Source organism: Kribbella sp. NPDC048837, assembly GCF_055586945.1.
This window is the reverse complement of sequence record NZ_JBVJHF010000007.1, coordinates 283,919-306,629: the sequence shown is the minus strand read 5'-3', so window position 1 is coordinate 306,629 and position 22,711 is coordinate 283,919. Positions and strand designations below refer to the sequence as shown.

At 70.0% G+C, this 22,711-nt stretch carries 18 protein-coding genes; all 18 read right to left on the bottom strand.

Annotated elements, in window-relative coordinates; translation table 11 throughout:
* Positions 1-27 precede the first annotated feature (27 nt).
* Complete coding sequence (locus ACZ6O0_RS31120; RefSeq protein ID WP_465768575.1) at positions 28-714, bottom strand: glycerophosphodiester phosphodiesterase; 687 nt, start codon at positions 712-714, stop codon at positions 28-30.
* A complete protein-coding gene (locus ACZ6O0_RS31115; RefSeq protein WP_465768574.1) occupies positions 711-2,045 on the bottom strand; it encodes an ABC transporter substrate-binding protein in 1,335 nt (444 codons plus the stop codon). The genes ACZ6O0_RS31120 and ACZ6O0_RS31115 overlap by 4 nt, the downstream gene beginning before the upstream one ends.
* On the bottom strand, positions 2,042-2,854 hold the full coding sequence (locus ACZ6O0_RS31110; RefSeq protein ID WP_465768573.1) for a carbohydrate ABC transporter permease: 813 nt from the start codon (positions 2,852-2,854) through the stop codon (positions 2,042-2,044). Before ACZ6O0_RS31110 ends, ACZ6O0_RS31115 begins: the two co-directional genes overlap by 4 nt.
* The gene (locus tag ACZ6O0_RS31105; protein ID WP_465768572.1) at positions 2,851-3,801 is read right to left on the bottom strand and encodes a carbohydrate ABC transporter permease; all 951 of its coding nucleotides are present in this window, start codon (positions 3,799-3,801) and stop codon (positions 2,851-2,853) included. Before ACZ6O0_RS31105 ends, ACZ6O0_RS31110 begins: the two co-directional genes overlap by 4 nt.
* The gene (locus ACZ6O0_RS31100; RefSeq protein WP_465768571.1) at positions 3,798-4,610 is read right to left on the bottom strand and encodes an inositol monophosphatase family protein; all 813 of its coding nucleotides are present in this window, start codon (positions 4,608-4,610) and stop codon (positions 3,798-3,800) included. The genes ACZ6O0_RS31105 and ACZ6O0_RS31100 overlap by 4 nt, the downstream gene beginning before the upstream one ends.
* Positions 4,611-4,650: 40 nt before the next feature.
* Positions 4,651-6,051, bottom strand: a complete 1,401-nt coding sequence (locus tag ACZ6O0_RS31095) for an MFS transporter (protein WP_465768570.1) — start codon at positions 6,049-6,051, stop codon at positions 4,651-4,653.
* The gene (locus ACZ6O0_RS31090; protein WP_465768569.1) at positions 6,048-6,479 is read right to left on the bottom strand and encodes a MarR family winged helix-turn-helix transcriptional regulator; all 432 of its coding nucleotides are present in this window, start codon (positions 6,477-6,479) and stop codon (positions 6,048-6,050) included. The genes ACZ6O0_RS31095 and ACZ6O0_RS31090 overlap by 4 nt, the downstream gene beginning before the upstream one ends.
* A 22-nt stretch (positions 6,480-6,501) precedes the next feature.
* A complete protein-coding gene (locus tag ACZ6O0_RS31085; RefSeq protein ID WP_465768568.1) occupies positions 6,502-7,200 on the bottom strand; it encodes an MgtC/SapB family protein in 699 nt (232 codons plus the stop codon).
* Positions 7,201-7,218: 18 nt separating this feature from the next.
* Positions 7,219-8,241, bottom strand: a complete 1,023-nt coding sequence (locus ACZ6O0_RS31080) for a 2-hydroxyacid dehydrogenase (protein WP_465768567.1) — start codon at positions 8,239-8,241, stop codon at positions 7,219-7,221.
* Positions 8,238-9,704, bottom strand: a complete 1,467-nt coding sequence (locus ACZ6O0_RS31075; RefSeq protein WP_465768566.1) for an FGGY family carbohydrate kinase — start codon at positions 9,702-9,704, stop codon at positions 8,238-8,240. Before ACZ6O0_RS31075 ends, ACZ6O0_RS31080 begins: the two co-directional genes overlap by 4 nt.
* Before the next feature lie 41 nt (positions 9,705-9,745).
* Entirely contained in the window at positions 9,746-10,546 is an 801-nt protein-coding gene (locus ACZ6O0_RS31070) for a DeoR/GlpR family DNA-binding transcription regulator (RefSeq protein WP_465768565.1), read from the bottom strand.
* The gene (locus tag ACZ6O0_RS31065) at positions 10,543-11,172 is read right to left on the bottom strand and encodes a histidine phosphatase family protein (RefSeq protein WP_465768564.1); all 630 of its coding nucleotides are present in this window, start codon (positions 11,170-11,172) and stop codon (positions 10,543-10,545) included. Before ACZ6O0_RS31065 ends, ACZ6O0_RS31070 begins: the two co-directional genes overlap by 4 nt.
* Positions 11,169-12,536: an FGGY-family carbohydrate kinase gene (locus ACZ6O0_RS31060; protein WP_465768563.1), complete on the bottom strand. Its 1,368-nt coding sequence runs from the start codon at positions 12,534-12,536 to the stop codon at positions 11,169-11,171. Before ACZ6O0_RS31060 ends, ACZ6O0_RS31065 begins: the two co-directional genes overlap by 4 nt.
* Positions 12,537-13,126: 590 nt before the next feature.
* The gene (locus tag ACZ6O0_RS31055) at positions 13,127-13,360 is read right to left on the bottom strand and encodes a hypothetical protein (protein WP_465768562.1); all 234 of its coding nucleotides are present in this window, start codon (positions 13,358-13,360) and stop codon (positions 13,127-13,129) included.
* Between the two features lie 468 nt (positions 13,361-13,828).
* Positions 13,829-16,504, bottom strand: a complete 2,676-nt coding sequence (locus ACZ6O0_RS31050; RefSeq protein ID WP_465768561.1) for a hypothetical protein — start codon at positions 16,502-16,504, stop codon at positions 13,829-13,831.
* 9 nt (positions 16,505-16,513) lie between these two features.
* A complete protein-coding gene (locus ACZ6O0_RS31045) occupies positions 16,514-16,762 on the bottom strand; it encodes a hypothetical protein (protein ID WP_465768560.1) in 249 nt (82 codons plus the stop codon).
* Between the two features lie 65 nt (positions 16,763-16,827).
* The gene (locus tag ACZ6O0_RS31040) at positions 16,828-18,906 is read right to left on the bottom strand and encodes a hypothetical protein (protein WP_465768559.1); all 2,079 of its coding nucleotides are present in this window, start codon (positions 18,904-18,906) and stop codon (positions 16,828-16,830) included.
* Between the two features lie 71 nt (positions 18,907-18,977).
* The gene (locus ACZ6O0_RS31035; protein WP_465768558.1) at positions 18,978-22,709 is read right to left on the bottom strand and encodes a hypothetical protein; all 3,732 of its coding nucleotides are present in this window, start codon (positions 22,707-22,709) and stop codon (positions 18,978-18,980) included.
* Positions 22,710-22,711 lie beyond the last annotated feature (2 nt).

Here is a 22,711-nt window from a genome sequence, read left to right as displayed (position 1 = left end):
GTGGCAAAGACCACTACCGGCTGTGGGTCAGGAGGAGCGGCTCGAGCGGGTCAGGAGGTGGGGGTTGTCGGTGGTGATGCCGTCGACGCCCAGGGCGGTGGCTTGGGTCAGGGTGTCGGGGTCCGGGACGGGCCAGGCGGTGACGGCCAGGCCGGCGGACTGGAGTTCGGCGACGCCCTCGGGGGTCAGGCCCGCGATGCCGCACAGGGCCCAACCAGCTTGGGCCTCACGGGTGAGGGCGAGGAGGTCGGCGATCGCCGGAGTGCGACCGAAGATGCGGCCCGTGGACACCTCCGGGAACGCCTCGCGGACGGCCAGCAGGATCTCCGGGTGGAACGACGTGACCAGCGTCCGCTCCGCGAGGGCACGGTCGGACTTCAGGGACTGGGCGAGGAGGGGTACGGCGTCGGGCGCCTTCACCTCGGCCTGGAAGCGGATGCCGATCGCGGCGACCGTTTCGGCCCAGGTCGGGACGGCCTCGCCGAGGCCGGCGTCGAGGGCGCGGACCTCGTCGTACGAGAGTGCCGCGACCTCGCCGGACCCCGACGTGGTCCGGTCGACGGTCGCGTCGTGCATGATCACCAGTTCGCCGTCGGCGGTGACCCGGAGGTCGAGCTCGATCTCGTCGCACCCGTCGGCGACCGCGCGCCGGAAGGATCGCAACGTGTTCTCCGGTTCGGTCCCGAGTGCGCCCCGGTGGCCGGTGATGATCACAGCACTTTCTCTTCGTAGAGTCGTTTGACCTCGGCGCCGATGGCTTCGAGCCGGCCGGCGACCGAGGCGAAGACCTTCTTCGGTGCGGCGTTGTCGGCGTAGATCTGCTGCAGGCCGGTGTAGATGACGACGTTCGCGTTGCGGCCGTAGAGCCGGATCGCGTCCTGCTGGCGGGCGTTGGCGAGTTGCGCGATCGCGACCCCGTAGTTCGGCTGTTCGGCGATCAGCTTCTTCAGTTCGGGATCTTCGCGGGCCGCGTTCACCACCGGCAGGTAGCCGGTCTGCGTCGTCCACCAGGCCGAGTTCTCCGGCCGGGCGAGGAACGAGAGGAACGCCGCGGCGGCCTGCTTGCGCTCGTCGGAGATGTTCCGCAGCATGCCGATCCCGCCGCCCCCGGTCGCGAGCCCGGACGCCACCTCGGACGGGATGAACCCGGCGCCGACCTTGAACTTCGCCTTGCCGGTGATCGTCTTCATGCCACCGGTCGACTCCTGGATCACGCCGACCAGCCCGTTGGCGAAGTCCGTGCTCGGGCTGCTGGCCATGTACGCCGCCCCGAGATCGTGCACCATCGACCGCTGCCACTCACCGGCCGCGACCGCACCGGCCTCGTCGATCGTGACCTCGAGGCCGCGAGAGTACGCGCCGCCGAACTGCCACACGTTGCCCTGGAACTGCCAGTCGCCGTCGACCTTCGCGAACGCGATCGTCCGCAGCGAACGCCCACCGGACTGCACCTTGGCCAACTCGGGCGCCCAGGACTGCAGCTCGCTCCAGGTCCGCGGCGCGCGGTCCGGCAGGCCGGCCTTCGCGAACGCGTCCCGGTTGTAGTACATGATCGGCGTACTCCGGGCGAACGGCACCGCCCAGCTCCGCCCCTTCACGACGTACTCGCCGAACAGCTTCTCCTGGTAGACGCCCGGGCCGAAGCCGTCGTCGAAGTAGTCGTTCAGCGGCTCGAGCGCCTCGTTCAGGAAGAACCGCTCCCAGGTGACGTCGGAGAGTACGGCGAGATCCGGCGCCTGCTTGGCGATCAGCGCGGCCGCGACCTTCTGGGCCACGTCGTCGTAGCTGCCCTGGAACTGCACCTCGACGTACACGTCCTGCTGGGAATCGTTGAACTTGGCAACGAGCTTGTCGACCGCCTTGCCGTTCACCCCGCCGTACGGCGACCAGAACACCACCCGCACCCGGTTCGCGTACTGCTTCGGCACCGTCCCGGCCGGCTGGGAGTAGACCGCGTCGACCGAGCGATAGCCGCAGCCCGCCAGCGTCACGCCGGCCGTCAGTCCCAGGAACATCCTGCGGCGCATGATCACGGGCATCGTCATCCCTTCAGAGCTCCCTGGGTGATGCCGCCGACGATGTAGCGCTGGGCGATCAGGAAGATCAGCAGCATCGGCGCGAGCACGAGCAGCGTGCCGGCCATGATGGTGCCCCACGCGGCCAGACCTTCTTCGTCCTTGAGGATCAGCAGGCCGACCGGCAGCGTCCGCATCGACGCGGTGTTGGTCACGATCAGCGGCCAGACGAAGTTGTTCCACTCCTCGACCGCGGTGATCACGACGACGGTGATCAGCATCGGCTGCGACATCGGCAGGACCACGCGCCACAGCGTGCGCAGGTGTCCGGCGCCGTCGACCGCGGCCGCGTCCGTCACCTCCGACGGCAGCGTCAGGAAGTGCTGCCGCATCAGGAACGTCGCGAACGCCGACCCGATGCCCGGGATGATCAGCCCCGCATAGGTGTTGATCCATCCCAACGTTGCCACGGTCAAGTAGTTCGGCAGCAGCGTCACGTGCCCCGGCACCATCATCGCGCCGAGCACGAGGAAGAACAGCACCTTCTTGAACGGGAACCGCAAGTAGGCGAACGCGTACGCCGTCAGCACGGCGTTGATCACCTTCAGCGCCGTCCCCACCACGGTGATGATCGTGGAGTTCAGGAAGAACCGGTCGAACGGCGCGGCCTTCCAGGCCAGGCTGAAGTTCTCCCAGGTGAAGTGCGGCCACCACGCCGGCGGCCATTGGTAGATCTCGGTGGGCTGCTTGAACGCCGTCGACAGCAGCCAGTACAGCGGTCCGAGGAACACGGCCGCCACACCGGCCAGTACGACGTACTGGATCGCGCGCACCTTCATCGGTAGTGCACCCGCCTCTCCATCACCCGGGCCTGCACCGCCGTGACGACCAGCAGGACGACGAACATGATGATCGACAGCGTGGCCGCGCGGCCCGCGTTGAACGCCTGGAAGCCTTCGTTGTAGATCGACCAGCTCAGCGTGGTGGTGGCATCACCAGGGCCACCACCGGTCATCACCGCGATCACGTCGAACGCCTGGAAGGTGCCGATCACCGTGGTGATCAGCAGGAAGAAGGTGATCGGGGCAAGCAACGGGAGCTTGATCGCCCGGAACCGGGTCCACGTCGAGGCACCGTCGATCGCGGCCGCCTCGTCGAGCTCCTTCGGCAGGCCCTGCAGACCGGCCAGGTAGATCAGCGCGGCGAAGCCGACGTTCTTCCACAGGTAGACGATGACGAGTCCGGGCAGCGCCCAGTCGGAGTTGTTCATCCAGTCCGGCGGCTCGGCGCCGAACGGCTCGATCAGCGCCCGCATCAGGCCGTAGCCGGGGTCGAAGATGAACAGCCAGATGGTCGCGACCGCGGCACCGGACAGGATGTGCGGCGCGAAGGCGATCGTCCGGACCGCGCCGCGTCCCTTCAGCGGCAGGTTGAACAGGAACGCGAGCGCCAGCCCGATCACCAGGCTGCCGGCCACGATCAGGCCGGTGAACACGATGGTGATCCACAGGGTCTTGTGGAACGCCGGGTCGGTCAGCGTCCGGCCGTAGTTCGCCAGGCCGACGAACGTCGGCCGGGCCGCGATCATGTTCCAGTCGGTCAGGCTGAGGAACGCGTTGTAGATGATCGGCCAGTACGCGAAGACGGCGATCACCAGCAGGTTCGGCGCCACCAGCAGGGCGAACAGCCCGTACTCGCGCCGCCGACGACGCCGGCGCTGGTCGACGCCGGCGGTCAGTGTGCGTTCGTCCGGATGGGTCCGGACCGGCAGGTCCAGTGCGGTCACACCGACCTCCTCGGGGTTGTTGGGGAGAGCAATTCGACAAGTGCGGCGGCCAGGGTGGGGGCCGCCGCCAGAACGCCGTCCGGGAAGGCGGTCCCGGGTCCGCTGACGACTTCCGCGCCGGCCTCATGCGCGACGAGTGCGCCGGCGGCGATGTCCCACGGCTGGATCACGTGCTCGTAGTAGGCGTCCGCCGTACCGTCGGCGACCGAGCACAGATCGAGAGCGGCCGACCCACCACGACGTACATCCCGGACGGCGGGCAGCACGCGGCGGAGGTGGTCAGCCTGTTCGGCCCGGCGGTCGGACAAGTAGGAGAAGCCCGTACTGACCAGGGCTCCGGCGAGCTCGACCTCTCGCGGCGGGCCGAGGACGAGGTCGTCGCGGCGAGCACCACCGCCACGGGTCGCTGTCCAGGTGGTGCCGGTCCGGGGTTGGTGAACCACGCCGGCCAGTGCTCCGGCTTCGTCCCGCACCGCGATGGAGACACACCAGTCCAGGCGGCCGTAGAGGTAGTTGACCGTGCCGTCCAACGGGTCGATCACCCAGGTGAGTCCGGTCTCCGAGGTACGCGCGGCGCCCTCTTCGCCGAGCAGTCCGTCGAGGGGCCGGGCCGCCGTGAGTCCGTCGGTGATGAGCTTCTCCGAGGCACGGTCGGCCGCGCTCACGGGATCGCTCGCGGAGGTTTTGGTCTCGACACCGGCGGCATCGATCGACAGACTCCGTTGCCGTGCCAGCAACTCCTCGCCGGCCGCGAACGCCAGCCTGACGGCCAGGTCGAGCAGCTCGGTGCGGGGCGGAGTGTTAAGCACGCGGTGAAATTATCACCGTTTGATGGTTAGGTATAGACAATCAATGTGATTTTCTCACCAAAATCACATCGAGCAGCAGGATGGCCGCGATCCCTGTGACCAGCAGGCCGAGGCGGTGGAGCCCGGCATCGGTGGCCGGTCCGGCGAAGACCAGCGCGATCGCGGCCGCGGCCAGGTTGGCTCCGACGTACTGCGACGTCCGGAACAGACCGGCCGCGGCCCCGGAGGCCTCGGGCGGGGCGGCGCTGTAGACGGCCAGCTGGTTGCCGAGTCCGTTGAACCCGTTGGGGATGCCCAGGACCGCGCTGATCAGCACCAGCACGGCGATCGGCGTACCGGCGTGGACACCGAAGGCGAGTGCGGCGCCGCCGACCAGGAGACCGGCGGATCCGATCATCAGCAGGAGCCGAGGGCCGTGGCGACGGGCGATCCTGGTGGCGGCCGCGACGGTGATCGCGCCCAGGGTTGCGATCGGCAGCACGATCAGACCGACCTGCGTCGGGTCGAGCCCGCGGGCCTGCTCGAGCCAGCCCGGGAGACCGTAGAAGATCGCGTAGAAGGCAACGTAGGTGAGCATCGTGCGCAGGTAGCCGAGGGAGAGCGGTGCGCTGCGGGCGAGCAGCCGTACGTCGACGAACGGCGTGGCGGCACGGCGTTCCCACAGGACGAAGAGGACGCCGAGCGGGATCGCCGCCGCGAGCAACCACCAGGTCGGGTGGCCGGTCAGCGAGAGCAGGACCAGCATCAGCGCGGTCATCGCCGCCGTGAACAGGAACAGGCCGGTCAGGTCGATCTCGCGCCACAGCCTGCGGCCGTCGTCGGCCGGTCGCGGCGGGTCGGCCGGGACCAGGCGCAGGACGCACAGCGCGGCGATCGCGGAGACGGGCAGGTTGACCAGGAAGATCGCCTGCCAGTCGAAGGCGCCGACCAGGAAGCCGCCGACGCTCGGGCCGAGCGCGGCGGAGGTCTGGGCAAAGACCGACAGCAACCCCAGTGCGCCCACCGCGGACGCCTTCCGGCGGTCGGCGATCCGCCGGATCATCGCGACGCCGGACGGGAACTGTGCCCCGGTCCCGATGCCGAGCAGCACCCGCGCCGCGATCAGCCAGCCAAGACTCGGCGCCAAGGGGGCCAGCGCCGACACCAGGGCCACCAGTCCGAGCCCGGCCAGGAACACGCGCCGCGCCCCCAGCAGGTCGGCCAACCGCCCCGCTGTCGGAGCGGAGACGGCAGTCGCGAGGTAGAGGCCGGAGACCAGCCACTGCGTCTCGGTGCCGGCATGGAAGTCGTTCCCGATCGCCACCAGGGCGACCGCGATCATCGACGAGTTGAGCGGCTGCAGCAGCGTGCCCAGCCCGACCGAGGCCGCGTACTTCGCCGGCAGCCCGGACTGGGCCTGAACCTCCTCGGCAGCGCGCGACTCTTCGACCGTCTTCGTCATTCGTGGACCTCGGACAGCTTGTCCATCAGGCCGGCGGCGAGGCGGAGCAGTTCGCGCTCGGTGGGGGTCAGCGTGCTCTCCATCGCCTGGGCGAGGAAGCTGTCGCGACGACGGCGGTCCTCGCGGACGAGCGTCGTCCCGGCCGGGGTGATCTTCAGCAGCACCTGACGCCGGTCGGTCGGATTATCAGCACGGCTGATGAGTTCGGTGGCGACCAGGTCGGCGGTCGCACGCATCATCGTCTGCGGGGTGACGCGCTCGGCGGCGGCCAGGTCGGCGTTCGTCATCGGGCCTTCGCGTTCGAGCCAGCCCAGCACGTTGAGCTGGGAGTAGCTCAACTCCCCCTCGGGCCGCTCCTGACGCAGCCGGCGGACGAGCCGGAACAGGCTGGTCCGGATCTCGTGGGCAGCGGCATCAGTAGAGCTCATACCATCAGCATAGCTGATGACTTCAATCGTCGTCCTCGTCGTTCCGGAGCCGGACCCCGGTCACCCCGTCCAGGTCGTCGAGCGCGAGGACCAGATTCTGCAGCGGGGCCCGCCCGCGGAACCGCATCGAGGCCCGGACCTGCGGCCGGCCGCCGTCGCGGTGCACCTCGGTGCCGAGGACCGAGGCCTCGAAGCCCATCGACGTCGCGGTCGACAGGATCGAGCGCAGTACGCCGGCGCCGTCGTCGTACCGCACCGTCACGATCCGTCGGCGGTCCGGCGACGGCAGGAACCGGCCCAGCCGGGTGACGGGCCCGACGGTGACGAGGTGGAGCATGGTCGCGGCGACCGCGAGGACCGGCATCCCGGCGCCGCAGGCCATCCCGATCGCGGCCGTCATCCAGATCGTCGCCGCGGTGGTCAGTCCGCGGACCACGTCGCGGCGCATGAAGATCACGCCGGCGCCGAGGAAGCCGACGCCGGAGACGACCTGGGCCGCGATCCGCGACGGGTCGAGATTGACGTCCGTCCCGAGGACGGCCTCGAAGCCGAACCCGGAGACGAGCGTGAAGAGCGCGGCCCCGGTGCCGACCAGCGTGTGCGTCCGCATCCCGGCGCTCTTCTGCCGGACCTGGCGCTCGATGCCGATGATCATCGACAGCACGAACGCGATCAGGAGCAGCAGCAACTCGGTCCAGGTGGTCGATGTTGCGAGTTTCATGATGTTCGACAAGCTCCCCTACTGGGCGGAGACCAGTCCCACCGGGTCCTTTCCGGCGAGATACGCGGCGACCGCCTCGGCGGCGATCGAGCCGGCCCGGAGCGCCGTCTGCTTGGTGGCCCCGGCCAGGTGCGGCGTCATCACCACATTAGGCGCGGTGAGCAGCCGTGAACCAGCCGGGACCGGCTCGGCCGGGAACACGTCGAACGCCGCCGCGCCCAGCTGACCGGACTCCAGCGCGTCCACGGTCGCGTCGTAGTCGAGCAGTCCGCCCCGCGCGGTGTTCACGAGTACGGCGCCTCGTGGCATCAGGGCGATCTGGTCGGCACCGATCATGCCGCGGGTCTGTTCGGTCATCCGGGCGTGCAGGCTGACCACGTCGGAGCGTCGCAGCAGTTCGTCGAGCCCGACCAGCTCGATGCCGTCAGGTGCCTGGCGGATGTAGGGATCGGCGACCAGGACGTGCGCGCCGAAGGCCTGCATCACCCGGGCGACGCGCCGGCCGATCGCGCCGTACCCGACCAGGCCGACGGTCGCGCCGTCCAGCTCCAGTCCGCATTCGTCGTACGCGTACAGGTCGCTGCGCCACTCGCCGAGCTCGAGTGTCCGTTGCAGCCGGGGAAGGTTGCGCAGGGCACCCATCATCAGGGCGACCGCGTGCTCGGCGGCGGCGACCGCGTTGCGTCCGGGGGTGGAGGCCACCACGATCCCGCGCTTGGTGGCCGCGGGCACGTTCACGTTGACCGGGCCGCCCCGGCAGACGACCAGGAACCGGAGGTCCGGTGCGGCGTCCAGCACCCGCTCGGTGAACGGCCCCATCTGGGTGATCGCCAGCTCGACCCCGGGCAGCGCCTCGATCAGTTCGTCCTCGGCGTCGCTCGCCTCGTCCACCTCGGCCACCCGCCCGTACGGCGTGAGCGGCCAGGGCAGCGTGACCTCGCGAAAGTCGAAGCTGACGTTCTCGAGGGATGACAATGCTGTGGCGAGCAGTTCGTTCCGGACGAAGTGGTCACCGGCAAGCAATGTCGTGATGGTTCTCATCGAACTCCTGAGATGAAGGTTGGTGCTGGGTCGGACCAGCGCGGGCGGGCTGCCTCGATCCGGCGCAGGTAGTGGGCGTAGCCCTCGGCGTAGAAGTCCGCGCGGACCGGGTCGGGATCGACCTGACGGGTCTCGGCGATCCACTCCGGGCCGGCGCTGTCCGGATCGATCGCGCGCCGGGCGCAGATCACCGCACCGCGCGCGGCGACCTGCTCGGCCTCGGCCGTGTGCAGCGGCGCGTTGAGCACGTCCGCGAGGATCTGGGTCCACTCCTTGCTGCGCGCACCTCCACCGCAGACCGTCACCCGGCCGGTCCATCCGGCCGCGTCCAGACAGTGGCGAGCGGCGTACGCGATGCCTTCACAGGTCGCGCGGACCAGGTCGGCCGTCGTCGTCGACAACGAGATCCCGTCGATCGAGCCGCGGGCCCGGGTGTCGACGAAGGGCGCTCGCTCACCGGCTTCGGACAGGTACGGGAGGACGGTGACGCCCTGGGCACCGACCGGGCTCTCCGCGAGCAGTGCGGGCAGTTGGTCGGTGCCGACGCCGACGAGTGCGAGCACTCGGTCGAGCGCCGCCGTACCGACCATCGCGGGCATCGCGCGGAGCCAGACGCCTGGTGTCCAGGTGCCCAGGAACAGCCCGGCGGGCTCGCCGTCGACGGGGAGTTCGCGGGTGACCACTTGGCAGGCCAGCGTCGTACCGACGGTCAGCAGGGCGTCGCCGGGCTGGTCGACTCCCGCTCCCGCGGCCGCGGCCGGCAGGTCGTACGGGCCGGCGGAGACCCTGGTGCCACGGGCCATGCCGGTCGAGTCGTCGCGCAGCTCGCCGACCGGTCCGGCCGGTTCCACGGGCGCCAGCAGGTGCTTCAGCTCCGACAGGCCGGTCGCCTTCAGCGCCTCGTCGTCGTACTCGTTCGTGCGCGGGTCGAGGAAGGGCGCGGACGCGTCCGACACATCCGTCGCGCGGACCCCGGTGAGCTGCTGCATCACGACGTCCTTGCAGTACGCCGCTGTGCCGGCGCGGGCGATCACCTCCGGCTCTTCCGCGAGTACGGCGGCCAGCAGCGGACCGGAGGCGCCCGGGAACATCCGGTTGCCGGAGCGCCGGAACACGCGCTCGGCGGCACCGTCCGAGGTCCAGCGTTCGAGGATAGCGCTGCTGCGCGCGTCCAGCCACGAGATCGCCGGGCGGACCGCCGTACCGTCCGGATCGACCAGCCACAGGCCGTCGCCCTGCGCGGTGATCGCCAGGACCCCGGGCCGGTCCCCCACCGTGTCGGCCAGCTCACCGACCACCTCGTTGACCGAGGCAACGATCTCCGCGGTCTCGTGCTCGAACCGGCCGATCCCGGGCCGGACCAACCGGGTCGGCCGGGACGCCTCGGCCACCGGCCGGCCGGTCCCGTCGAACGCGACGGCCTTGGTGACGGTGGTACCGACGTCGACTCCGACGTCCATCATCCCTCCCTACCGCCCCCGGCCGCCCGCAGGCCCGGAAGCACTCAGAGCTTGGCTACCTCCACGGTGGCGCCGTGGTCGCGCAACGGGGTGATCAGGTCCTGCGGGGTCTTCTCGTCCACGACGACGACGTCGAAGTCGGTCAGCGGCGCGAGCCGGTGCAGGGCGGTGCGCTGCAGCTTCGCGTGGTCGACCAGCAGCACCTTGGTCTTCGCCGACCGCAGCATCGCCCGCTTCACCAGGACGATCTCTTCCTCCTGGTGGAACGCGTGCGTCGGCGACACCGCGGACACCGAGCAGAACAGCAGGTCGGTGTGCAGCGCCTCGACCGCCTCCGCGCAAGGCATCCCACCGAACGAGTCGTGCGTCGCGGAGTAGATCCCTCCGAGCGCGAGCAGGGTGATGTCGCGCAGCTGGGTCAGCTTGCTGATCGCGGGCAGGAAGTTCGTTGCCACCGTCAACGGAGTAATGTCCTCGAACAGGTCGACCAGAGCGAGCGCGCTGGTCGAGTCGTCGAGCATCACCGACATCCCGGGCTCGATCATCGCCCGGGCGTGCCGGGCCAGCGCCGCCTTCTCCGCGGTCGCCGTGTTCAGCCGGTACGCGACGTTGCTCTCGAACACGCTGGTCGGCTGCGCGCTGACGCCGCCGCGGTACTTGCGCACCACACCCTGCCGCTCGAGCTCGTCGAGGTCGCGGTGCACCGTCATCACGCTCACCCCGAACGCCTCGACCAGGTCGTTGGCCGAGACCGAGCCGTGCTCGACGACGTAGGCCGCGATCTCGGCCTGCCGGCGGGCGGGTCGGCTCAGTTCGGTGGTGTCACCGTCGACATCCGATGTCATGCCTGGGTCTCCATTCGCGCAGGAGGAATCACAAGGGGAACGTTGTACGCCTCGAGACCCACTGTGCCGTCCTGCCACCGGAAACGCACCAGCGCCGCGGGACCGAGTGCAGGTAGCAGTCTGCGGTAGTCGTTCAGCCGCAGTCCGAGCACCCTGCACACGAGCAGCCGGATGAGCGTGTTGTGGGCGACGACGAGCACCTTCCGGCCGTCGTACCGCCGCCCGATCTCCTGGAAGACCTCGTACACCCGATCGGCCGCTTCGGCGGGTGGTTCACCGCCCGGGAAGTGGTCGCGGACCGGGTCCAGCTGGAACGCCTTGGCGACCGCCGGCGGGAGCTCGCTCAGCATCTTGCCCTCCGCCGAGCCGAAGTCGACCTCGCGCAGCCGCGCGTCCAGCGTCGGCTCCAGCCCGAGCGCTCGTGCCGTCGGACCGACGGTCTGGCGGGCCCGGAGCATCGGCGAACACCACAGCGCGTCCGGCGCGTAGTCGATCGCCCAGTCCTTGAGTTGCTCTGCCTGTCGTACGCCGACCTCGTCGATTGGGAGGTCCGTCGAGCCGGTGTACCGGTTGCCGTGGTGCCATTCGGTCCGCCCGTGCCGGGCCAGGACGATCGTCGTCCTCATCCGCGGTACCCCCGGCGATCGAGCTCGGCCACGAACTCGCCGTACAGGTCGTCGAGGCGTTGCGGCCGCGGCTCGAGGACGTGGTCGACGCGGACCATTCGTCGTGCCGTCTCGGTGAGTGATCCGCCGGCCGACGCGGCCAGGACGGCCATGCCGTACGCCGGATCCGGGACGGCCGGGAGCTCGACCGGTACGCCGAGGACGTCGGAGCGGAGCTGGTTCCAGTAGCCGCTGCGGATCGCGCCGCCGGTCAGCGAGACCGATCTCACCGGATCGGCGCCGAGGGACTCGAGGTGCTCGAAGGCGAGTCGCTCGATGAAGGCGACACCTTGCAGGACAGCGGCGTACGTGTGCAGGTCGTCGGGGATCGTGCCGAGGGTGAACCGCTCGGCTCGGGGTGCGACGAAGGGGAATCGCTCGCCGGTCTTGGTGAGGGGGTAGATGACGGCGTCGATCGGGCCGAGCTTGCGGGCCGCGGTGTCGAACGCGTCGAGGTCGGCGCCCGGAAGGAGCTCGGTGAGTACGCCGGCGCCGGTGCTGGACGCGCCGCCGGGAAGCCAGCCGCCGTCGGGGTGGCGGTGGCTGTAGACGGCGCCGGTCGGGTCGACGAGGAGGTCCTTGCTGACGCCTTTGAGGACGAGCGTCGTACCGAGGACCGAGTTCCAGGCGCCAGGAGCGAGGGCGCCGGCGGCGATCTGGGCGGCGCAGCCGTCGGTCATGCCGGCGTAGACGGGGACGCCGGCCGGGGTGCGGCCGAGCTCGGTGCCGGGGAGGACGACCTCCGGGAAGGCGGTGAGGGGCAGGCCGAGTTTGTCGAAGGCGGTGGCCGGCCAGGTGTCGGCGATCAGGTCGTAGCCGGTCTTGAGCGCGTGGCTGGTGTCGGTGGCGACCGGGTGGCCGACCAGGTGGGCCGCGACGAGGTCGGCGCTGTGGACGACGCGGTGGTTCGCCAGGTCGTAACCGTCCGCGACCAGCGCGAGGATCTTCGGGAGCGCCCAGGTGGGTTGCATCGCGGTCGACCAGCGGTTCGGGTCGGCGTCCACGATGCGGTCGCGGCAGTCGGCCGCGCGGGCGTCGTCGTACATCAGTGCGGGGGTGACCGGGCGGCCGTTCAGGTCGGTCAGGAGGAAGGTGCCGGAGGTCGAGCAGATGGCGATACCTTCGGCGGGCCCGTCGGTGACGTCGGCCAGGACGGCGTCGACCGCGTCGAGCCAGGACTGGGGGTCCTGCTCGTGCCGCGGGCCGTCGCGACGGCTGGTCAGCGGCCGGGTTGCGCGCGACAGAACAGCACCGTTGGCATCGGCCCGAATCGCGCGCACACTTTGGGTGCCGAGGTCGAGACCGATCCAGCCGGGTCCTGCCACGTCCCGCCTCCCAGGTGAGTGTTATCTACATTGATAACATAACACCAGAAGACGATAAGAACGGCACCCCCCGTCCGATCTCGGCCACCAACCTCCGGCCCACCCACCGGCGGGGCCGAGCCGGAGAGCCGAGCCCAGCGACGGGTTCGTGAGTGGCTGGCGTCCGCCCGCGGCGGCGGCCCGCACCACACACCAACCTCCGCCCGGCGGCCACCTGCCGGCTTCCCCGACAGCAGTCCCGCGGCCGGGTGCGGTTAGGCCAGACGTGACTCGGCTCCCCCGGCTGGGGGCGGGCGGGCCGGACGTGACTCGGCTCCCGCGGCTGGGAGGCCGGCGGGCCGGATGTGACTCGGCTCCCGCGGCTGGGAGGCCGGCGGGCCGGACGTGACTCGGCTCCCGCGGCTGGGAGGCCGGCGGGCCGGACGTGACTCGGCTCCCCCGGCTGGGAGGCCGGCGGGCCGGACGTGACTCGGCTCCCCCGGCTGGGAAGCGGGCGGGGGCCGACGTGACTCGGCTCCCGCGGCTGGGGAGCGGCGGGAGCCGGGCTCCGGCCGGCTGCGCCTGGGCCGGCGGGAGGTCTAAGAGGGTGGCTAGGTGTGCATCAGGACCAGGGACGCGTCGATGGTGGCGAGCTCGAGGCGGCCGGCGTCGACGGCTCCGTAGGCGCCGATCGGGCCGCTGGACGGGCGGCCGTTGCGGTTGACCCAGAAGCCCCAGCCGGCCGGGGCGTCCGGCCACGCGGGGTCGGGCTCCCAGCCGAGCGGCGGACGCCAGCGGTCGGTGGGCGGCTCGGGCCAGTCAGGTGGAGGGTTGAATCGGTGCACGGACGGTCCCTTTCCCCAGATTTCCCCAGCAAGATTTGCGCCGGCGATCCGCTGCTCGCGAAACTCTCTGACAGATCAACGACCTGGCGCGCCGGACGTCACGGCTAAATCTTCGTAAAGTTTCGACCCGCGCACGGCCACTAATCAGACCACCGGCATCGAGTCCCGGCAACCGGTCTCTCACCAGGCGGACTGCACGTGCATCGGCATTCGCATTGGTTGCCTCGTCCACAAGGTTCGTTGCCTTGTCCACAGTCTCCTGTGGTTATCCACAGCTTTCACCTTGTTGACAGGGCGTCGCCGATACATCACGCACAGGCGATGGTGGCGGGCTCAGCGACGGGATCCCCGGCGTACAGAGCAACCTGCCCGCGACCTGCGGCACCGGCGTGATTGTTGCCGTCGGCCCGGAAACGGTCACGGTCACGGTCGGCCCCGGAACGGTCGCGGAGTCACCGTGACGGAGTGTTACACGTCCCAGAGGCGGTCGTGGACCCGGTGGTGGTCGGTGAGCGACTGGGTCAGGCCGTAGCCGAGAGCTCGATAGGCCTCGAAGTCCCACTCGTCGTAGAACTGGTCGCCCGTGGTCCGGCGCGGGAAGTCCGAGTGCTCGACGGCGTACTGCTCGAGGTCCCACTCGAGGTGGCCGGCCAGCACCGCCTTCACGAAGAAGATCTCGGTCTTGTACGGCTTGTCCTCGCCCTCCTTGAGCGGATGGGTCGCGAGTCCGTACGTCCAGGCCCGGTCTGCCCGCGGTTTCGACCCGCGGATCATCGGGGACGGGTCGATGTCGATCTGGATCCCGTGGTCCATCCGCGCGGTAGCGATCGCCTCGGCCAGCGCGGTGAGCCGGTCCTCGGCGTCGTTCGATGCGTCGATCACGATCACCTGGGCGGGCTTGCGGCGCAGCGCCTCGACCAGCCCGAGGTTGTCATAGTGACCACCGTCGGTGACGTAGATCCGCCGTTCGTACATCGACGGTGACCCGACCGCCTCGTGCAGCAGCCGGTACGGGCCGGGCTTGTCGATCACGCTGCCGACGTACCGCCGTACCTTCGGGAAGAAGCCCTTTGCGTCCGGGAACGCGGGCTCGGCGCGGTTGTTCCAGTAGGGGTTCGGCAGCCACACGCCCAGGCGCGCGTTCAGTACGGCGAGCAGCAGCCGGACCGGCCTGGTCCGGCCATTCACCCGACCGGTGAGCGGGCTGAGCGCCGCACCACTGATCGCCATCGCCGCCGGAACGGTCACCTCACGCTTGAGTACGTCGGCCTCACGCTCGTAGTCGTCGGTCGTCCGCCGGCCGCCGTCGGGCAGCGACCGGTCCCCCACGATCCCGATCTGCTCGGCATCGAAGATGAACGGGACACAGTCGCGCTCGGTCGGCACGAAGTCGGGATCGTCGACGTTCGCGACCCCGGCGATGACGAGCTGCGGGCCGCCGTCGACCGGCTTCGCCCACTCCGAGTACCGCAGGCGCAGGTGGTAGTCGAGCGCGACCGCGGCACCGTTGTCCTTGCGGGTCACCAGGAACGCGCGCGACAACCGCTCGCGGTAGAACGAGTGCAGCGAGGTCCGGTTCGCGTCCGTGAGCACCTTGATCGCCAGGGCGATCGCGGCCAGGATCACCGCGACGTTCCAGTCCTCCTGGTAGGACGTGTCGGTCGCGTAGCCACCGGTCCAGCGCAGCAGAACGATGATCGCAGCAACGATGATGATCGCGCTGCCGATCCAGGGAGCGAGCTTGGTCCGCGCGAACGCCAGCAGCCGGGCGCGCAGCCCGGGCGCCGACTTGCCCTCGACCGCGAGCCCGTTCCAGACCGACTTGCCGAGCCCGATCAGAACCACGACCAGTGCGCTGAACGACGCGAGACCCTGCTTCGTTGGGTCGACCAACGCCAGCAGCGCGGACGGCAGGCTCGTCTGGTCGGAGGATTCACCGGGCAGTTTCCCCAGCAGATAAAGGCCTCCCGGTACGCCGAGGAACAGGACCGCCACGGGTACGCCGTACCGGAGGGTGACGGTCCCGATCGTCGTCAGGACCGTACGGACGGCATCGGGCATCCGGGCCCAGCGATCCCAGACCTTCTCGATCACGAACATCGCGGCGCTGATCGCGAGCAGGATGACCGACAGGCCGATGAAGAACCAGGAGTCGTTCGGCTTCCAGTCGACCCGGATCTCGCCGTCCCCGGGCAGGATCACCTTCTGGTCGGCCAGGAACCAGCCGAGCACCCAGGCGATCGCGCGCAGCATGATGCCGATCAGCAACAGGTTGACGACCAGACCGAACAACACCGACAGTGCGGCCCGGAACATCGCCCGGCCACCCGACAACAGGTAGCGGGTCTGTCGACGCAGCCTGGCCAACTCCGGCGACCCCGACGAGAACGGGTCGGTGCAGGTACGACGGAGGACGTGGAACGCGGCCGCCATGTAGCCGCCGCCGCTGACGCCGATCACCGTCGACGCCTTGTCATAAAGACCTTTCTCCCTCAGGAGTTGCAAGGCGCCGAGACAGAACGAGGCGGATCGGATGCCGCCGCCCGAGCAGGTGATCACGAGCCGGCCGGCGTCCTTGCCGTCGTCCGCGCGCCGCTTGAACGTGGCCGGCGGGTCGAGCCGTACGCCGTACAGCTTCCGCTGGCCGAGGCGGCTCGTGGCGAACAGGGAGACCGCGAGTACGAGCGCGCCCGCCAGGCCGACCGCGCGCATCACCCAGGTGAACCAACCGGTCGACAGATCGGCGCACGCACCCGTCGACGCGCCGAAGTCGTTCCACAGCCAGACGTCTTCGACGATGTCGAGGGCGGCCGCGACGAAGACCAGCCACGAGCCGGCCGCCGCGATCCCTTCCCAGGACTGACGATTGCGCAAGGTCTGCCGGTTGACGAACTTGACGTACTTGTAGGCCCGGAACGCCGCGTAGACGTAGGCCATGATGAACGTCGCGTCGACCAGCAGCGAGAGCCGGCCGGGCACCGCGCAGGCGGCTGCCGAGCCGGCCGCCTGGTCGACCGCGGCGCGCATCGGCGCCTGGACGATCGCGAGCACGATCGCGAGTTGGAGGGTGGTGGTGAAGGTCCGGCGCCGGCCGATCTGCTCGATCGTGGCGTTGCCTGTCGTGCCGTCCGATTCCCCGAGCATCGCCCTATGCTAGGCGGCCGCGGTGCTACCGCGCGCCGGAATCTCGCTGATCCGCCGGGGAAGGGTGCCTGCGGCAATCGCCTGGTCCAGTACGGCGAGCTGGGCGCACGCGGCGGTGATCGCCTCGCCCTGCGTGTGGCACCCGTCCGCGTACCAGAACGGGTCGTCAGGCTGACGATCGTCCGCGTCGTCGATGTCGGCGTACCAGCAGTCGCGCCCCTGACATCGGTAGTGCACGACCCGGACCTTGAGCTTCATGTCCGGTACGACGGCCGCCGAGCACCCCCGGTTCCAGCGCCGCGCTGCTCAGCGCCGCTGCTGACTCAGGTACGCCGGACCGCGAGGCCGTCGATCTGGTTGACCTTGCCGGCGGCTCGGGTGGTCAGCAGGACCGAGCCGGTCAGGAAGGTGGCGGGCACCGGCAGCGGCACGATCGCCTGGTACTCGGTCGTGGCCTTGTACAGGTTCACGGCGCCGACGTACTTGCCGTTGTAGTAGACGTTCAGGCTTCCGCAGGTGACGCACTTCGTCGCGATGAGGAACAGCCGCTTCGCCTGCACGCTGCGGGAGACGGAGATGCCCTTCATACCGGTGACAGTCGCGGTCCCGAGGTAGTACGCCTTGTTGGAGGCCCGGACCCAGCCCTTGGCAGCACCCATGGCGCGGTCGTCCGACGGACGTGAGAAGCACCGGTCCGCGGTCCACGCGGACAGGTTGCCGGCGAGGTCCCGGGCCCGCGCGGAGACGCAGTACTCGTAGCCCGCGGCAACGCCGATCACCACGGAGGTGGCCGTCGTCGCGGACTTGACCGGAGCGTAGGCGCCGAAGTTCCCCGCGGTGGAGGCGATCCGCCAGCGCACGTCGTACGACGCGATACCGCTGTCATCCGTGCCGGCATAGGTCACGTTCGCCGTCGCGGCCTTCGTGACGTCGAACGTCGGCCCGGTGAGCTTGGCGGTCGGTGCGGTGGTGTCGACCGTCAGCCAGCGAACGGCCTCGGTGCCGCGTCCACCGTCCTCGACACCCCAGATGCGCAGTACATGCTGGCCGGCCGCGACGCCGGTCTTCTGGAAGGGCGATGCCGGGCACGGCGCGGTCTTCACGCCGTCGAACTCGCAGCTGACGTAGGGATTGACCAGTCCGGTCGTGTCGAAGGGCAGCGACAGGTTCGGCCCCACGACAGCCGCGGTCGGCTTGATCGTGAGCCGCGGGCCTTGCAGGACGGCCGACTCGACCGTTTCCCCGGCCGGCGGGACGAACAGCTCCACGTTCGCGTACGGCCGTCCGTCGTTGACCGGCACCTGCTGGAGGGTGCTTGCTCCGGTTTCGGTCCGGCGGGCGACGAGCAAGAGGTTGGACTTCGCCCAGCTGATCGAGTCCCCACCCGTGCCGTACGGGTAGGCCGGTACGGGACTGCCGCCGGTGACCGGGATCACGTTCACCGAAGTGTTCTTGAAATAGGCGATCCACAGTCCGTTCGGTGACGCGACCGGGTGCTGCGCCAACTCGGTGCCGGCGTAGATGGTCAGGACGCCACCGCCCGCCTTGGCCTGGACGCGTTGCAGCTTCCCGGTCACCTGGTCCTTGACGATCAGCGCCTGGTTGTCGGGCAGCCAGGACGGCGCGGACAGGTTGCAGCCGACCCGGATCGGCGTGCCGCCGGTCGCGCCGATGATCTCGACACAGGAGGTGCCGCTCTGTTCGCGTTCGAAGGCGATGCGGGTGCCGTCCGGTGACCAGGACTTCGCCGTGATCCCGCTCGAGCCGTCGAGGATCTTCACCGGCTGCGCGTGCGGGACGACCGCCGAGACCGTCCACAGGCTCGTCTGCCCCTGCGAGAAGACGACCTGCCGTCCGTCGGCCGACGCCGCGATGGCCTTGTCGACCTCCTGCGTCGGGCCGGAGGTGGCGAGCGGAATGACCTGGGTGGCCCCCTGGACGGCGATCTGGCCGAGGAACGTGCGGGTGACGCCGTCGGTCGTCACGGTGTGCGCGACGGTGATGGCATCGGTCGGCGCGGCGACCGGTGCGCCCGGCACGGTGTCGGCCGGGCCGGGAGTGCTGGCCGGTCCCTCACCGTCGGCGTTCACCGCGGCGACGGAGTACGTCGCACCCGGGAGCCGCTCGGTGTCCTGCCAGTTCAGCTTGGTCGGCGGCACCGAATAGGTGGTCTCGGTCCCGTTCACGCTGCGGCGGACGACGAAGCCGGTGAGGCCGGTCCCTTGGTCGGCAGGCAGGCTCCAGGCCAGGTCGATGCCGGTGAAGGTGCCCTTCACCCGGACACCGATCGGCACCGACGGAACCGCCTCGGCCTGCTGGGTGAAGGCGGTGGCGGGCACGGCCGCGGTCAGGACGATGGCCGACAGTGCCAACGGCGTGGCGAAGCGCAGGAGCGTACGCAAGGGATCCCCTAGGAGTCAGAGCGGACGCGCAGAGCCGCGCCCGCTCTCCTATCGGCTCAGGACGCCTTGTGTTACATCCGTTTGAGAGTCACCGGGCCGAAGAGGCCGGATTGCTTCTGGCCCGGGAAGACGAAGTGGGTGGGACTGACCGCGTCCAGGTAGGGGGCGGCGGTGTTGAAGACCTCGATGGACAGGGTGTGCCTTCCGGGCGGTACGTCGTACACGTAGGGCGCGCAGAATCGGACGCCCTGGCTGATGCCATCGACAAACACCTCGGCGGTTCCGCGGACTCGGCCCAGGTCGAGCTGGAGCTTGTCGGCTTCGGGGAAGTCGACCTCGCGGGAGTACCGGACGCCTCCGGAGAACTCGGACAGTCCCTGGTCCTCCCAGTTGCCCAGGGCAATGCGACCGGGGCCGATGTGCAGCCGGATCGGGCCGGTGAGAGCGGCACCGGACTCGAAGCCTGGTTTCGTCAGGAGGGTGAGCCGCCCGACTCGGGCGCCGCTGGGGATGAGTGTCTCGAGGTGGCCGGAGCCGGTGGCGAGTTGCTTGCCGTCGACAACGAGGACTGCTTCGCCGACGACGTCCGCCTCGAGGCGGTTGGTCCCCGGTGGGAGGTCGAAGCGCAGGTGTTCGATGCGCTCCGGCCCGGGTACGGCGAAGGTGACGGGCTCGACCGCGTCGTACGACGTACCGTCGAGCCAGCCGGCGCCGGGGAGTGGGTGCGGGCGGCGGGTCAGGTAGAGGTCGGCGAGGGCGCGGTGGTGCGGGCGGCGTCGTACCGTCGGCACGGCGTCGCCGTCGATCAGCGCCTGCCAGTCGTGGTCCGAGATGACCAGGCCGTCGACCAGGACCGGGGTCGGCTGGGTGACCTCGATCGTCACGGTGTTCTCGCCTGGGTGCAGGGCTGCGGCCGCGTCGTACCGGCGTACGCGTGGGGTCGTGCGTTCGTACGGAAGGAATCCGCCCTGGCGGCCGACCTCCCGGCCGTTCACGAGCAGCCGGGCCGATCCCCAGGCGGTCAGGGTCAGCTCGGTGCAGTCCGCCGGTACGACGGTGGTGGTGAAGTGGATCGTCGTCCCGGGGGCGGGCGGCTTGGCGACCGCGATCCAGTCGGGGCGTCGATAGGCCGCGGTGTCGCGGACGAACGCGATGTTCGCGCGGAGGTGGAGGTCCTCGGCGGGAGTCAGGCGCAGCTCGAGCTCGTGCGTGCCGGCCGCGAGTACGACGGGAGCCGCGCCGTAGTGACCGCCTTCGTCGTCGATCGGCAGCGGTCGGCCGTCGATCAGCAGCTCTTTGGCGGCCGGAGCACCGATGACGACTGTGGTCTCCAGGTCCCAGGCCAGCTCGAAGGATGCGGTGAACGTCACGGTCCGGTCGGCTTCGACCGTACCGAAGTCGAGGAAGTCCTCGGGGACGTGACCCTTCGGGCCGAGGGCGTTGTGGTGGATGGGGTCTTTGTGGATCCCCAGCCGGTCCGAGTACTCGATCGGCCGGCCCTCGATCAGGCCGTGCGGCCCGAACGTCGCGTGGGCGGGCTGCCAGTCGTCAGAGCCTTCGACCCGATGCTCCAAGGCCCACCGCTCGACCACGATTTCGGCCGAGGGCGTCGAGGCCGGCCAGGCGAAGTCGCCCCAGGTGTTGTCGAGGGTCGGGATCAGGGTCGCGTCCCAGTCCCCATCGAGCTGCTCCGGCTGCCAGGTGGCCGGCTCGGTGTCCGCGGCCTCCTGGTTGCCTGGGGCAAACACCACCAACGCTGCCGGACCCGCGTCGAACGGCACCACGACCTCAGTCAGGTCGCCGACGGTCTTGGCCGGCAGGGGCCGAGGCTCGCCGCCGAACGGATCGGCCAGCAGGGGCGGACCAGGCACATCCCGCACCCGCAGGACGACCTCACTCCGGTAGCGCTGCGGATCGAAGCTGTAGCCCACACTCGCCCACTCGTGGCTGATCCCCCGCCCGACCGGCGGACCCGCGATCTCGGTCGCGCTCCACTCCGTCGGGGTCACGAAGACGACCAGCGCGTCGTCGACGGCCCGCGCCAGCACGGGTACGTCGGCCTCCACCCGCCGCGGCAGCCGGCCGAGCACCTCGGCGACATCCTCGGCCTCGGGAACCACCACGACGCCGTCCGGCAACCCGGCGGGAACGGTGCCAACGGCAACCACCAGCCCACTGGCGACCACGAACTCAGTCAGCCGTTCCAGCACCGCATCCTCGAGCACGGTGGCCGCGGGCAACACGATCGCGCGGTAGACCTCGTCCGCGAGCAACAGCCCGTCCCCCACGTCGGCGCCCGCCAGCGAGTCGTCGTCGATCACGTCGGCGTCGATCCGGGCACGGTCCAGGACGCCAGGCACCGGTGCGAACCAGGTCGCGTCCCCGATCAGCTCCCGGTACACCTCCTGTGCCCGCACCGCGGCGGGCCCGGGGCCGTCCAGCGTCTGATCGGCCTGTGCCGTCGTGTTCGGGAACAGTACGGCGACATCGCACACATGCCGGCCCAGCGACAGCGCAGCGCACAGCCGCGTCACCGCGTCGGCGAACGACTTGTGGTGCCGCCAGTACGGCTGACGCCAGTCCGTCGACGGCGGCGCCCACTCCCACCAGCCGGCCCGCGTCGAGTAGTAGACGGCATGCGGGTTGTAGAGCGTGGCACCGGTCTGCAGCCAAGGGAGGAGCCAGTCGAACGTCTCCTCCAGCGTGCCGCCCCACCCGGTGGAGTGGAACGCCTCGATCCAGGTCCGCGGCCGCTCGTACAGATGGGCCAGCGACGAGTGGATCCGCGCGTCCCCATGATGATCGGAGCCCGGCGCGCTGAACCACCGGTGCGTCCGGGCATAGTCGGCGTACAGCTGAACGCCCTCGATCGGCCGCCCGGCCCGCGCCGGGTCCTGCTGGTCACAGCCCACGACCAGCCCATGCTTCTCGTGCCACTCGTGCAACGGCCGGAAGAACGCCTCCTCGGCCAGCGAAGCCCGCAGCGCGTGATAGTCGCGCCGCACCCGCTGCCCATCGGGTACGTCGAGATCCCACAAGGCACCGAGCCGGTCGCGCAGGTCGTACCCGTACCGCGCGGCGAACCGGTCCGCGAAGTCTACGGACCAGGTCGGCACCGACGGCAGTTCGTCCTGGAACGATCCGACGACGACACTGCCGAGCCGATCCCCGAGGCGCCGTTCGAACTCCCCGTGCACCTGATCCAGCAGCGCCTCGCACGCCGACGGACTCAGGTAGTCGAACCCGTGATCCGTCTCGTAGAACAACGACAGCCGCGACTCCATCAACGCGTCGCACTCGGCCCGGTCAGACGCCGTCGTCACCGACTGCGGCGTACCCCCGTCCACCGGTTCCAGCAACGCCGCAACCGCGCGACCTCCGGCGGGACAACGCAGTACCAGCCGCCCTGTCCCGCTGACGGTCAGCCGCTGGATCCGGCGCCCGGCGAAGGCGGGCTGCCGGGCCACCAGCCGCGCCTGGATGTCCGCGCCCGAGAACCCGAGCTGGTCGTAGAACCACAACGAGACACCCAGCTCCTCGGCGTCGTCGCAGACCCCGAGGAAGATCTCCCACCACCGCTCCGAGAAGAACGGCGGATCGTCGGCGTCGCACCCGTGATCGGTTCCGGCCGGCGCCAGATTGAGTACGACGAGTTGGTACACGCCACCCTCGACGAACCGCTCCAGCTGCCAGCGAAGCCGCGCGGGGTCGAGTGTTTCGCCGCTCCACCACCAGATGGGCACGGGCGAGTACGCCCTGGGCGGATCGGACAGGACCGTCGCCAGGCGAGCGGGGAGAGGCACAG